At 72.0% G+C, this 12,631-nt stretch carries 12 protein-coding genes; 6 read left to right on the top strand and 6 right to left on the bottom strand.

The window, feature by feature from the left end:
• Positions 1–35: 35 nt before the first annotated feature.
• Positions 36–965 (bottom strand): NADP-dependent oxidoreductase, encoded by a 930-nt coding sequence (locus ACIPEP_RS03510; RefSeq protein WP_229086866.1) that lies wholly within the window; start codon positions 963–965, stop codon positions 36–38.
• Positions 966–1,055: 90 nt separating this feature from the next.
• Between ACIPEP_RS03510 and ACIPEP_RS03505 the strand changes: the two genes are divergently transcribed.
• A complete protein-coding gene (locus ACIPEP_RS03505) occupies positions 1,056–1,550 on the top strand; it encodes a MarR family winged helix-turn-helix transcriptional regulator (protein WP_071302739.1) in 495 nt (164 codons plus the stop codon).
• A 21-nt stretch (positions 1,551–1,571) separates the two neighbouring features.
• On the opposite strand, the gene ACIPEP_RS03500 is transcribed toward ACIPEP_RS03505, so the two are convergent.
• Entirely contained in the window at positions 1,572–2,939 is a 1,368-nt protein-coding gene (locus ACIPEP_RS03500; protein ID WP_402716515.1) for a radical SAM protein, read from the bottom strand.
• Between the two features lie 119 nt (positions 2,940–3,058).
• On the opposite strand from ACIPEP_RS03500, the gene ACIPEP_RS03495 reads away from it, so the two are divergent.
• The 5 genes from ACIPEP_RS03495 (at position 3,059) to ACIPEP_RS03475 (ending at position 6,856) form a co-directional block, all read left to right on the top strand.
• On the top strand, positions 3,059–4,378 hold the full coding sequence (locus tag ACIPEP_RS03495) for a GNAT family N-acetyltransferase (RefSeq protein ID WP_402716514.1): 1,320 nt from the start codon (positions 3,059–3,061) through the stop codon (positions 4,376–4,378).
• Positions 4,378–4,833, top strand: a complete 456-nt coding sequence (locus tag ACIPEP_RS03490) for a DUF2087 domain-containing protein (protein ID WP_402716513.1) — start codon at positions 4,378–4,380, stop codon at positions 4,831–4,833. The genes ACIPEP_RS03495 and ACIPEP_RS03490 overlap by 1 nt, the downstream gene beginning before the upstream one ends.
• A 176-nt stretch (positions 4,834–5,009) precedes the next feature.
• Positions 5,010–5,969: a prenyltransferase/squalene oxidase repeat-containing protein gene (locus ACIPEP_RS03485; RefSeq protein WP_402716512.1), complete on the top strand. Its 960-nt coding sequence runs from the start codon at positions 5,010–5,012 to the stop codon at positions 5,967–5,969.
• A 59-nt stretch (positions 5,970–6,028) separates the two neighbouring features.
• On the top strand, positions 6,029–6,508 hold the full coding sequence (locus ACIPEP_RS03480) for a hypothetical protein (protein ID WP_402716511.1): 480 nt from the start codon (positions 6,029–6,031) through the stop codon (positions 6,506–6,508).
• A gap of 99 nt (positions 6,509–6,607) precedes the next feature.
• Entirely contained in the window at positions 6,608–6,856 is a 249-nt protein-coding gene (locus tag ACIPEP_RS03475) for a hypothetical protein (RefSeq protein ID WP_402716510.1), read from the top strand.
• A gap of 137 nt (positions 6,857–6,993) precedes the next feature.
• Here ACIPEP_RS03475 and ACIPEP_RS03470 read toward each other — a convergent pair whose 3' ends face one another.
• Genes ACIPEP_RS03470 through ACIPEP_RS03455 form a run of 4 tightly spaced genes read right to left on the bottom strand, consistent with a single transcriptional unit; the run spans position 6,994 to position 12,276 of the window.
• Complete coding sequence (locus ACIPEP_RS03470; RefSeq protein ID WP_071295586.1) at positions 6,994–7,992, bottom strand: ABC transporter permease; 999 nt, start codon at positions 7,990–7,992, stop codon at positions 6,994–6,996.
• Entirely contained in the window at positions 7,989–8,927 is a 939-nt protein-coding gene (locus tag ACIPEP_RS03465) for an ABC transporter permease (protein ID WP_402716509.1), read from the bottom strand. Before ACIPEP_RS03465 ends, ACIPEP_RS03470 begins: the two co-directional genes overlap by 4 nt.
• Positions 8,924–10,612 (bottom strand): dipeptide ABC transporter ATP-binding protein, encoded by a 1,689-nt coding sequence (locus tag ACIPEP_RS03460; RefSeq protein WP_402716508.1) that lies wholly within the window; start codon positions 10,610–10,612, stop codon positions 8,924–8,926. Before ACIPEP_RS03460 ends, ACIPEP_RS03465 begins: the two co-directional genes overlap by 4 nt.
• Positions 10,609–12,276, bottom strand: coding sequence for an ABC transporter substrate-binding protein (locus tag ACIPEP_RS03455; protein ID WP_402716507.1), 1,668 nt, complete (start codon positions 12,274–12,276; stop codon positions 10,609–10,611). The genes ACIPEP_RS03460 and ACIPEP_RS03455 overlap by 4 nt, the downstream gene beginning before the upstream one ends.
• Positions 12,277–12,631: the final 355 nt, after the last annotated feature.

The raw sequence follows: 12,631 nt of genomic DNA, 5'->3' as shown, positions 1-12,631 counted from the left end.
GTGGGTCACGATCCCCCCACCGGGTCGCTGGTCGCTCAGACGAGGACGACGACCTTGCCGGCGATCCGTCCGGCGGCGCCCTCGGTGTGCAGCGCCTGCAGCTCGGTCAGCGGGATGCGCCGCGTCACCTCGACCGTGAGCTCCCCGGCGTCGACGAGCCGGACGAGCTCGGCCAGCCGTTCGCGGTTCCGCAGCACGAACACCGTCGCCGCTCGGACCCCGCGGGACTCGTCCCCCGGGGTCGCCATGAACGCCGTCGTGCTCACGACCGCACCCCCGTCGCGGACCGCGGCCACGAACGAGGCGAACTGCTCGGGCTCGATCGGGGCGAGGTTGAGCAGGACGTCGACCTGCCCGTCGACCGCCTGCAGCACGTCGGTCGTGGTGTGGTCGACGACCTGGTCGGCACCGGCGACCCGGACGGCGTCGGCGCTGCGCGGGCTGGCCGTGGCGATGACCTCGACACCGGCGCGCTTCGCGAGCTGGATCGCGTACTTCCCGACCACACCGCCCGCGCCGACGACGAGCACGCGCTGCCCGGCCTCGAGCCGACCGTCGTCGAAGAGCGCCTGCCACGCCGTGAGCGCCACCGACGGCAGCGCAGCCGCGTCCGCCAGCGGGATGCTCGTCGGGGCGGCGACGAGCGCGTCCGCCGGAGCGACGACGTACTCGGCCGCTCCGCCGTCGCGTTCCATCGGCAGGAAGCCGATCACCGCGTCGCCGACCGCCAGGTCCGTGACGTCGTCCCCGAGGGACGCGACCGTTCCGGAGACGTCGTACCCGGGGACGTGGGGCAGGGCGACCGGGATGGGCAGGAAGCCGGCGCGCATGCCGTTGTCCGCCGCGTTGTACGCCGATGCCGTGACCCGGACGAGGACCTCGCCCGGGCCGGGGGTGGGCTGGTCGACGTCGCCGTAGGTGAGGACCTCGGGACCGCCGACCTCGTGGAACTGCACTGCCTTCATGATGACTCCTCCGTCATTTGCTTCGAATTCGAAGCGATTGATGGAACTGTAACACTGCTTCGAACTCGAAGCAACAGGTAGGATCGGATCATGTCCGAAACCCCCTCGTCCCTGACGCCGACGCAGCTGCGCGCCTACCTGTCGTTCACCGAGGTCAGTGCGCTCCTGCGCCCCTCGGTCGAGCAGCAGCTCAAGGACGTGGGCGGGCTGTCGTACGTGCAGTTCCAGCTGCTGGCACGACTCGGGGACTCCCCCGACGGGCACCTGCGGATGACGGACCTCGCCGACGGGGTGGTCTACAGCCGCAGTGGGCTGACCTACCAGGCGCAGTTGCTCGAGCAGCGCGGACTCGTCACGCGCGGCCCCTCTCCGGACGACGAGCGCAGCACCGTGGTGTCGCTGACCGACGACGGGAGAGCCGTCCTCGCGGCGGTGTTCCCCGGGCACATCGGCACGGTGCACGGGCTGCTGTTCGCACCGATCACGGACGAGGACGCCGCGGAGCTCGACCGGATCCTCGGCCGGATCAGCGAGCACCTCCGGAAGAACCCGCCCCGATCGGCGTCCCGCCGCGCCGCGAGGTGAGCCGACGCGCGACGCACCGGGTCAGGCGAAGGGCTGGTCCGCCGGCAGCACGCCCGCTCCGAGGTCGGCAGCGAGCTTCGTCCAGATGAGGTTGCCGGCACGCGACGACGGCATGCACTGCTCGCAGTCGTCCGGCACGTGCCGTCCCGCCGCGCGCCGGAACGCGTCGCGGTCCACCGGGTCGATCCGCCCGAGGAACATGTCCTCGACCCGGAACCGCGGCTCGGCCTTGAGGTCGCACGGAGCGATGTACCCGGCAGGATCGATGGTCGGCCGGAACGCCTTGGCCCAGCAGTTACCGGTGATGAGCCGGGCGCGGCCCATGGGCTGGCCGTTCGCGAGGCGGGTGAGGTCGTCCGAGATGTCGATCGCCGGTCCGTCCTCGGCCAGGGCGGCGAGCTGGACGTCGCGGAGCTGCGTCCGGAGGAGCGCGACAGCCTCGGCCCCGAGCGCCTCGGTGGCATCCACCGACTCGGCGCGGAACTGCAGGGAGTCGAACTGCTCGGCGCGGGCGAACGCGACCATGTCCGACACGAGCCCCACGTTGTCCGGGAGGATGACGAACCCGGCACCGATCGCACACGTGGCACCCGCTTCCCGAAGCCGCTGCACACCGTCCAGCACGCGCCGGAGCGGACGGGTGTGCTCGGGGAGACCGGTGATAGTCGAGTAGACGTCCTCGAACGGCGAGTGGATGCTCAGCCGGAGGTTCCTCGCCCGACCGATCGCCGCGAGGGTCCGGTCCGACATCGACCGGAGCTGGAACCCCGTCGTGTAGATGTCGTAGCGGAGACCGACCTCGTGGCAGTGGTCGAGGATCGTCCCGATCTCGGGGTTGAGGAGCGGCTCGCCTCCGCCGGAGACGACGACCGACCGAACCCCCTCGGCCACGAGCTCGTCGAGCGTGGCCAGCCAGTCCGCCGTCGACATGAGGTCGGTCTTGGGGCGGAGGGGCAGGAGTGCGTCCGTGCGACGGTCGGACCAGAGGCACATGGCGCACTTGTAGCCACAGGAGTCCTTCGTCGGGTGGATCTCGACGGTCCGCGAGGCGCCGTCGCCGCCACGGAGGAGGCGCAGCAGCTCGTCGCCGTCGTCACGCCACTGCGTGAGCATCGTCGTCGCGAAGGAGTAGGCGAGCTTGTGCTCGTAGAACGGGGAGCGGACGACGGCGGCGAACCGTGGGTCCTCTCGGGCGATGCGGTACGCCTCGCGCACGGCCGGGAGGCCGACACCGTGGTCGGCGAGCATCTCGTGCACGGGGGTGAGGGGTTCGCGGATGAGGAGTTCGAGCGCTCGGGCCGCACCGCGATCCGCTCCGCGGCAGAGTCCGGCGACGTCGTCGAGCGATCGCTGCCGCCCGGTTGCCCAGTCGGTCGCATGTGCGTTCATATTTCGTATTTTACATGCGCATACGCTCCGTGTCGTCGATCTGGCGGGGCCGACCCACGCATCCTGGCCCGCTCGTCGCGCCTGTCGTTCCGTCACCGGACCCCGATAGGGTCGGGAACGTGAGCAACGAGGCATTCGACGACCGCTACGAGCTGCGCGCCTTCGCGCCCGGGACGGACGAGCAGGGGGCACCGAACGCCGAGACCGAGGCCTGGATGCAGGCCGTCGGACTCGGGTTCCACGAACCGCACCCCGGCGACGAGGCGGCCGCGCGCATGGTCGCGCACTTCATCGAGGACGACGAGACCTGGCTCGGCGCGTACGTCCGCCGACCCGCACCGGGCTCCGTCGACGAGACCTGGCCGGCCGGCACCTTCGCCTGGTTCGGCAAGGAGCTGAGCTGGGGCGACGGTTCGTCGATCGACACCCAGGCGATCTCGGCCGTGACCGTCCGACCGACCGAGCGTCGCCGCGGGATCCTCCGCGCGATGATGACGCACGCCCTCGCGCGCGGTGTCGCCGAGGGCTACGCCGTGGCCTCGCTGACCGCGTCCGAGGGCACCATCTACCGCCGCTTCGGCTTCGGCAGCGCGATCCGCGAGCGGGCCGTCCGGGTCCGCCGCGAGCGTGCGCTCCCGCTCCTCGCACCGACCACCGGTGTCGTCAGCGTCGTCACGCCCGAGTGGCTCGCCGGCGGCCCCGGCCGTGCCGTCTTCGACCGGTTCAACGCGCGGACGCCGGGCTCCATGGTGCGCAACGCCGGCACCTGGCCCGTCGTGTTCGGGCTGCGCAACGGCGACGGTGAGAAGGCGAAGGACGTCCGCGCAGCCGTGCACCGCCCGGACGGCTCCGACGAGCTCGACGGCTACGTGACCTGGCGCGTCAAGGAGAGCCGCGACGGCGACACCACGCTCGAGGTCGTCGACCTGGTCTACGCCACCGACGACGCCTACCTGTCGCTCTGGGAGTTCCTGCTCTCGATCGACCTCAACGACGTCGTCAGGTACAACCGGTCGCGGCTCGACGACCCGATCGTCGCCGCGCTCGGCGACAACCGCGCTTACGACGTCGACCACGAGGAGGACCACGTCTGGCTGCGCGTCCTCGACGTCGAGCGCGTGCTCGCATCGCGTCCGTACGCCGTCGACGGTTCGCTGACGCTCGCCGTGACGGACGCGCTCGGGTTCGCCTCCGGCACGTACCGGCTGGACGTCCAGGAGGCGCGGGGCACCGTGACGAAGACCGCCGACGACGCCGACGCGGCCGGGTCCGACCTCCAGCTCGACGTCGCGGACCTCGGTGCGTTGCTCATCGGGTCGGTGTCGCCGACGACGCTCGCGGCGGCCGGGCTCCTCCGCGCGGCGGACCCGGCGGCGCCGGCACTCCTGCGGGCGATGCTGACCCCGCCGCGGACGCCGCACGGCATCACGTACTTCTGATGCCCCTCCGCGAGTCGGTCGCACGGGCTCGCCAGGCCGTCGCGGTGCTGGCGAGCCCGTCGCTCCGGTCCGCGATCGTCGGCGGCGCAGCGCTCGACGACCGGACGAGTGCTGCCGTCGCGGCCTTCGACTGGGTCGGCGACGACGGACCCGACACACCGCTCCTCGGGCGGACGGCGCAGGAGCTGCAGCGGCTGCAGGGGCCGGCGGCGCTGCTCGAGTTCGACCGGATCGCCCGGATGCCGGTGCCGGACGACCAGCGCCACCCGCTGTCCGTGCGCATCGTCGAGCTCGTGTTCGAGCGGCTCGGCACGGGCAGGCCGGTCCCCGAGTCGGTGCTCAACGCCGCGATCGCCATGTTCGCCGAGGACGTCGCGATCGTGCGGCGGGACGCGGTGGACCTCGGCGTGCTCGTGCGGACGGACGACGGGGCGTCGTACCGCTTCGTCGGCTGACGCGCGGCGGCGCGGGCGCGGCGGGCCTGGCGCGCGGCGCTGGCGCGGTTCGGCGCGGTGGCGCACAACCGAAGTGCGCGCGAACCACGGGAACGCACGGCTCCGATCGACTCCCGTTGTGCGGACCCGGCCGCGGGCGGGCGCCCGCCCGCCGTGGTCGGCGTAGTGTCCGCGCCATGGACGACACGGTGGTCGACTGGCTCCTCGACTCGGACCCGGCCCTGCGGTGGCAGGTGGAACGGGACATCGTCGGCGCGCCGGCACCGACCTGGCAGGCCACGCGTGCCCGGGTCGCGACCGAGGGCCTCGGCGCCGCACTCCTCGCCCACCAGGACCCCGACGGACAGTGGGCAGGCGGCGCGTACTTCCCCGCCGAACCCGAGCCCGAAGGACCCGGGCAGCCGTACACCGCGACGACCTGGTCGCTCAATGCCCTGCGCGAGTGGGGCCTGGACGCCGCGGTCCTCGGCGACACCGCCGCACGACTCGACGCGAACAGCCGATGGGAGTACGACGACCTGCCGTACTGGGGCGGCGAGGTCGACTGCTGCATCAACGCCTTCACCCTCGCGAACGGTGCGTGGCTCGGCGCCGACGTCGACGGCATCGCCGATTGGGTGCTCGAACACCAGCAGCCCGACGGCGGGTGGAACTGCGAGTGGGTCGAGGGCTCCACGGTCTCGTCGTTCCACTCGACCCTCAACGTGCTCGAGGGGCTCCTGCAGCACGAGGTCCTGACCGACGGACGGCATCCCCGCGCGGCCGAGCTCCGGGACGCCCGCCACCGAGGCGCCGACTACCTGCTCGACCGACGACTGCTCCACCGGAAGTCCGACGGCGCGCCCGTCGGCCCCTGGGCCACGGAGTTCGCGTACCCGTTCCGCTGGAAGTACAGCGTGCTCCGCGCGACCGACCACCTCCGGGCCGCGGCGCTCCGGGACGAGGCGGCGCCGGACCCCCGCGCCGCCGAGGCGATCGAGGTGGTCCGCGCTGCCCGTGGTGCTGACGGACGGTGGCTCCAGGGCGTCCGCCCGCCGGGCCGGCAGTGGTTCGAGGTGGACGTGCCGGCCGGCGAGCCGTCCCGCTGGCTCACGCTCGTGGGCACGCGAGTGCTGCGGTGGTGGGACGGCGACTGAGCCCTCGACCCTGTCCCGCGGATCGGCCCCGTCCAGCGATGCCCCCTAGGGTTGCGGTCGTGCCGGAGGACCAGACGAGCAGCGAGGACGCTGCCCCGCGCCGGACGCCCCTGTCCGTCCTGCCGCTGACGACGGCGTGGGCGGGCACCATCGCCGTCGTCGCCGTGCCGGTCGGCTGGACGATCGTGGGCATGATCGTCGAGCAGTCGCTCACCGGGGCGCCCTTCCTCGTCATGATGGTCCCGGTGCTCGTCGTCGGGGTCGCCGTCGCGTTCGTCTTCGGTCTCGCTGCCGGAGCCCTCGCCGGCCTGCCCGACTGGTGCTTGCGGCGTCGACCGCCCAGCGTCCTCGGGGCCGTCGCGGCGGTCGTCTTCCTGACCGCGATCGTCACCGGGGCGTTCGCCGCCGCACCGCTGGTCGGTCCGGTGTTCTCGGCGCTGCTGCCCTTGCCTGGCTGGGCCGGCCTCGCTGCCGTCGCCGCGGCGACGGCCACCGGCACCATCGTCGTCGTCTCGAGGCACCGGAGGCGGACCGACTGACGGCTCGACGGCTGTGTCCTGTTGCACGATCGAGACCGACGGGCCGCCCGGACCGTGCGAGCCTGGTCGTCACTGATGACGTCGGGGACGGAGCGGGTCGTGGAGCGAGTGGTGGGGTGGAGCACGGTCGCAGTCATCGTGGCCGTGACGGTGCTGTGGTTGGTCCTGGTCCAGGTGACCAGCTGCTCCGATGCCGCTCCCGGCCAGGGCACGAGCGCCTGCGAGACCGAACCCGTGCTCGGGGTCGCCGGATCGTGGATCGCCGGGGCCGCTGGGGCCGCCTTCGTCGCCGTCGCGGTCTGGCAGGTCGTCCGGGCTGCACGGTCCGCCGAGCCGGTCGACGGCTGAGTCCGCTCGACTCACCCCCCGCCCGCACCGTGCGAGGGCGCTCCCGCAGTGTGCGAGGTCCCGGCCACCGTGGGACGCCGCGAGCGTCCCACACTGCGCGGAACCTCGCACGCTGCGGCCCGGCCGCGCCGCGCCCCCTAGGCCCGGCGGCGCACCCGCGGGTCGACGAACGCGTACACGACGTCGACGATGACGTTCGCCGTGACGATGAGCAGTGCCGAGAACAGCGTGAACCCCACGACGACCTGCAGGTCGAGCGTGTGCACCGCGTCGATGAGCAGCGCACCGAGCCCCTGCATCGAGAACACCTTCTCGGTGATGACGGCACCGCCGAGCAGCGACCCGAGGTCGAGCCCGAACAGCGTCACGACCGGGAGGATCGCCGTCCGCAGCCCGTGGCGCACGACGACCTGGCGTTCGCGGAGGCCCTTCGCGCGGGCGGTCCGGACGAAGTCCTGCGACATCGACTCGAGCATCTCGCCCCGGGTCAGCCGGGCGTAGATCGCCGCACTGATGAAGGCGAGCACGCACCACGGCAGGACGAGGTGCGTGAACCACCCGACGGGATCGTCCCCGAACGCGACGTAGCCGCTGGTGGGCAGGACGCCGAGCACGAACCCGAACAGCAGGATCGCCAGCAGCCCGACGAGGTACGACGGCGCGGACACCCCGGCGACGGCGATCGTCATGACCGTGCGGTCGACGTACGTGCCTCGGCGCAGCGCCGACAGCGCGCCACCGGCCACACCGGCGACGAGCCAGAGCACGGCTGCACCGACGGCGATCGACGCCGTGACGGGCAGGCGCGTGAGGATGAGGTTCGTGACGCTGTCGTGGAGCTGGAACGAGTACCCGAAGCAGGGCGCCGCGCAGTGGATGACGGAGGCGCCGGACCCGAACGTCCGCCCGGTGAAGATGCCCGCGAGGTACGCCCCGAACTGGGCGATCCACGGCTTGTCCGTCCCGAGGAACGCCTGCACCTCGCGCAGCCGGTCGGGCGTGCAGGGCTTGTCGCAGATCGCGCGCGCCGGGTTCGTCGGCAGCAGCATGAACAGGGCGTAGGTGATCGCGGCCACGACGAGCAGGACGACTGCGGCGCCGAGCACGCGGATCGCGATGAAGCGGAAGGTGGTCACCGGTTGCTCCTCCGCGGGTCGAGGGCGTCGCGCAGGGCGTCGCCGAGCACGTTGAACGCCAGGGTGATGAGGAACAGCGCCAAGCCCGGGAACACGAGGTACATCGGGTCGGTCTGCACCCAGCCGATCGCGTCACCGATGCTGCGGCCCCACGACGGCGTCGGCGGGGTGACGCCGACGGCGAGGAACGACAGCGCGGCCTCGGCGCCGATCATCGACGGGATCGAGATCGTCGCGTAGACGGTGATCGTCGCGGCGAGGTTCGGCAGCAGCTGCGTCCGGATGACGTGCCAGCGCCCTGCGCCCATCGCGGTGGAGGCGACGACGTAGTTCCGGGTGACGAGCGACAGCGTCTGCCCGCGCACGACACGGGCGACCGAGGGCCACCCGAAGAACCCGATGACGAGGACGACGAGCACGGGCTTCGGGAACGACGTCGGGACGATCGCGGTCAGGGCGATCATGAAGACGAGCGACGGGAAGCCGAAGATGACGTCGACGACGCGGGAGAGCACCCGGTCGTACCAGCCGCCGAAGAACCCGGTCGTCACGCCGACGAGCACGCCGATGACGATCGAGACGATCGTCGCGGCGATCCCGATGCCGAGCGAGGTGCGGGCACCGTAGGTGACGATCGCGAACAGGTCGCGCCCGGTCAGGGGCTCGACCCCGAACCAGTGCTCGGCGCTGATCCCGCCGCCGACCCCGCGCGGGGCGCCGAACGAGTTGAGCGCGTCGATGTGGTACCCGTACGGGTCCTGGCCGGTGACGGCGGCGATGAGCGGCGCCGCGAGCGCCACGACGACGAACACCACGATGACGACCGCGGACGCGACCGCCCAGCGGTCCTGACGCACGCGGCGGACGACGGCGCGGAAGCCGGTGCTCCGGTTCGCGGATGCCGCGACCGGACGGTCGACGACGTTGGCGGTCACGAGGCCACCCCTTCCCACGCGCGCCAGGCCTCGCGGCGGGCGGCCTGTCGCGCCGGGTCGGCGACGGGCGCTGCCGCGAGGAGCATGCGCGTGTAGTCCTGCTGCGGATCGTCGAGCACGGCGTCGGTCGTGCCGCGCTCGACCACGCGGCCGTCGTGCAGCACGACCACCTCGTCGGCGAGCTGCCGCACCACGGCGAGGTCGTGGCTGATGAGGAGCATGCCGAAGCCGAAGTCCTGCTGCAGCGCCGCGAGGAGGTCGAGCACGGCGGCCTGCACGGTGACGTCCAGCGCCGAGGTCGGTTCGTCGGCGATCACGAGCGCGGGCCGGAGCGCGAGGGCCCGGGCGACCGCCACGCGCTGCCGCTGCCCGCCGGAGAGCTGGTGCGGGAAGCGCTCGGCCCACGACGGGTCGAGCTGGACCGCCACGAGCAGCTCGCGGACCCGTTCGGCACGGTCCGCCGCCGAGGCCGTGCCGTGCACGAGGAGCGGCTCGGCGATGCTCCACCCAATGGTCTGTCGCGGGTTGAGCGAGGACGCGGGGTCCTGGAAGACGATGCCCACCCGGCTGCGGAGCTCGCGCAGGCGTGCACCACGAGCGGTGCGGAGGTCGCTGCCGTCCACCTCGACGGCCCCCGCGACCACCGGCACGAGACCGGCGAGCGCACGCCCGATGGTGGACTTCCCGGACCCCGACTCCCCCACGAGTCCCAGCGTCTCGCCCGCGCGGAGCGTCAGGTCGATGCCGGAGACGGTCGGGTCACCACGGCGCGCGTAGCGCACGGCTACGTCGCGCAGCTGCGCGACGAGGGGCCGGGAGGCGCGGCTCGTCTCCGTCTCGTCGGCCGGCGCGGTGGACGCGACCGTCGCACCGTCCGCAGCGTGCGGTGCGGAGGTGGGTCGCGCCTCCAGGGCCGGTACCGCCGCGAGGAGTGCCCGCGTGTACTCGGCGTCCGGGTGCGCGAACACCTCGGCGACGGTCCCGTGCTCGACCGGGTCGCCGCGCCGCATCACGAGCACCTCGTCGGCGACGTCCGCCACCACGCCCATGTCGTGCGTGATGAGCAGCACGGCGAGGTCGCGCTCGCGACCGAGCGTGCGGAGCAGGTCGAGGATGCCCGCCTGCACCGTGACGTCGAGCGCGGTGGTCGGCTCGTCCGCGATGAGGGCGACGGGGTCACCGGCGAGGGCCATCGCGATCATCGCGCGCTGGAGCTGGCCGCCGGAGAGCTCGTGCGGGTAGGCCTTCCGGATCCGCTGCGGGTCCGGGAGCCCGGCCGCGCGGAGGAGTTCGTCGGTCCGCGCGGACACACCGCGTCGGTCGAGGTCCGTCGGGTGGGCCGTGATCGCCTCGGCGATCTGGGTGCCGATCGAGAGCACGGGGGTGAAGGAGTTCATCGGCTCCTGGAACACGACGCCGATGCCGGCCCCGCGGACCGCTCGGAGCTCGTCGTCCGACGCCCCGACGAGCTCCGTGCCGCGGAAGCGGATGCTGCCGGTGACGCGGGCCTCCGGCGGGAGCAGGCCGAGCACGCTCATCGCGCTGACGGACTTGCCCGAGCCGGACTCGCCGACGAGGGCGAGCACGCGGCCGGGCGTCAGGGTGAAGGAGACGTCACGGACGACGGGCTCCGCGTCGCCGAACGCGACGTGGAGCCCCTCGACCTCGAGCAGCGGTGCACTCACTTGGCGAGCGAGACCTTGAGGTAGTTCGGGTACGCCGGGAAGTCCGCGATCTGGAAGTTCTGCACGTTCGAACCGGCGAGGAAGGACTGCTTCGCGTAGGTGAGCGGGACGATCGGGGCATCGGCCATGATCTTCTTGTCCGCCTCGGCCCAGAGCTTCTGCGCATCCTGCTGGTCGATGGTGCCCGTCGCCTGCTTGATCAGGGCGTCGACCTCGGGGTTGCTGTACTTCGAGACGTTGTAGCCGCCCCCACCGATCTGCGACGAGTCGTACAGCGGCTGGATGTTGGCGTTCGCGCTCGGGAAGTCCGGCTGCCAGCTGAACATCGCGAGGTCGAAGTCGTCGCCGTCCGTCGTCGCCGTGTAGAACGAGTCGATGTCGAGCGGCTTGAGCGTCACGGTGATGCCCGCGCGCTTGAGGCCGGCCTGGATCGCCTGCGCCTCGGCGAGGTTCGCCGAGTCGTTCTGCGTGACCAGGGTCAGCTTGAGGTCCGAGACACCCGCTTCCTGCAGGAGCTTCTTCGCCTTGGCCACGTCACCGGTGGCACCGGGCTCGTACAGGTCGTACTGCTGGCGCCCCGCGATGCCGGGCGTGATGAGCGTCGTCGCGTAGGAGCCGGCGAGGGCACCACCGGCGGCGATCCGGTACGACTTCTTGTCGACGGCGTACTGCAGCGCCTGCCGGACCTTGAGCTCCTTGAGCGACACCTTCTGCGTGTTGATCGCGAGGTAGTTGATCGGGCCGGCCTTCGAGGTGGCGAGGCGGTCCTGGGCGGCCGGGTTCGAGCGGACCTGGTTCAGCTCGGCAGCACCGAGGTACGTCGCGCCGAACGAGTCCTTCGCGTCACCGTTGTCGGCGATGAGCGTCTGGGTGACGGTCGACGGGTCCTGGCTCTCCTTGAACACGACCTTCGACGGGCCGGCGGTGCGGACGTCGTCGGTCTTCGCGCTCCACTCCTCGTTCCGCACGAGGGTGATCTGCGAGCCCTGCGTGTTGGACTGCACCTCGTAGGGGCCGGAGGCGACGGGCTTGGCGTCGTACGCACCGGTGTCGGTGCCGTCGCCCTCGGGGACCGGGGCGAACGCGGGCATCGACACGATCCACGGCCAGTCGCCGTACGCCGCGTTGAGCTTGAAGACGATCGTCGAGTCGTCCGGGGTCTCGATGCTGTCGAGGGTCTTGCCGTCGAACGGACCCTTGTAGCTGTCACCGCCGACGAGGAGCGACTTGTGGTAGCTCAGGCCACCGGTGAGCGTCGGCGCGAACGAGCGCTCGATGCCCCACTTGATGTCCTTCGTGGTGATCTCGGTGCCGTCCTGGAACTTCAGCCCCTTCTTGAGGTGGTAGGTCCAGGTCTTGCCGCCGTCGCTCGAGTCGCCGGTGTTCGTCGCGAGGTCCGGGACGACCTTGGCCGTCTTGCCGGGCTCGACGTCCCACGCGGTGAGACGACGGAGCACGAGGCCGAGCGTCGTGATGTTGAGGTTCTGGCTGGTCGCCGGGTCGAGGTGCACCGCGGTGGCCGTCGTCAGGATGTTGAGCGTGCCGCCCTTGGACGTTCCGCCAGAGGCGTCGTCCGAGGCACCCCCGCCCGAGCAGCCGGTGAGGACCAGGGCTGCAGCTGCGGCGACCGCAGCGGTGATGGTCAGGCGGTTCGGGCGTCTCATGACGGTGGTGCTCCTCGTGGGGAAGTGGTGGTGCGCAGCCGTGGGGTGGCCGTGACGTGTCGCCGCGCTCCGGAGCCGGTGCAGGCTCCGTGTGTCGGGGCGTCGGGCTGTCGGGGCGTCGTCCATCCTGACACCGCGATCGGACGGTGTCCGAATCCCGGGCACGGCCGACGTCGCACGGCGTAACGGTCCAATCGCCGTGCGACCACCGTCTATTCCCGATGCGTCGTGCTGCGGGCAGCCGGCCCGGGAGGACCCTCCTCGGGCATCACCGATCGAACCGCTGCGCAACCGGGTCCGCGCGGTCTTCTGGGCGAGTGACCGTCCTGGTTCGCGATCCCCGGGAATCGCGAAC

This window comes from Curtobacterium sp. NPDC087082, from assembly GCF_044745045.1.
In the GTDB taxonomy this organism is placed as follows: Bacteria; Actinomycetota; Actinomycetes; order Actinomycetales; family Microbacteriaceae; genus Curtobacterium.
The sequence above is the reverse complement of the archived record's forward strand: the minus strand, read 5'-3'. Positions and strand labels throughout refer to the sequence as shown.

Coding starts and splice junctions, on each gene's coding strand:
- ACIPEP_RS03505 (WP_071302739.1), top strand. CDS start 1,056: ATGTCCGAAACCCCCTCGTCCCTGACGCCGACGCAGCTGCGCGCCTAC.
- ACIPEP_RS03510 (WP_229086866.1), bottom strand. CDS start 965: ATGAAGGCAGTGCAGTTCCACGAGGTCGGCGGTCCCGAGGTCCTCACC.
- ACIPEP_RS03455 (WP_402716507.1), bottom strand. CDS start 12,276: ATGAGACGCCCGAACCGCCTGACCATCACCGCTGCGGTCGCCGCAGCT.
- ACIPEP_RS03485 (WP_402716512.1), top strand. CDS start 5,010: ATGGACGACACGGTGGTCGACTGGCTCCTCGACTCGGACCCGGCCCTG.
- ACIPEP_RS03490 (WP_402716513.1), top strand. CDS start 4,378: ATGCCCCTCCGCGAGTCGGTCGCACGGGCTCGCCAGGCCGTCGCGGTG.
- ACIPEP_RS03500 (WP_402716515.1), bottom strand. CDS start 2,939: ATGAACGCACATGCGACCGACTGGGCAACCGGGCGGCAGCGATCGCTC.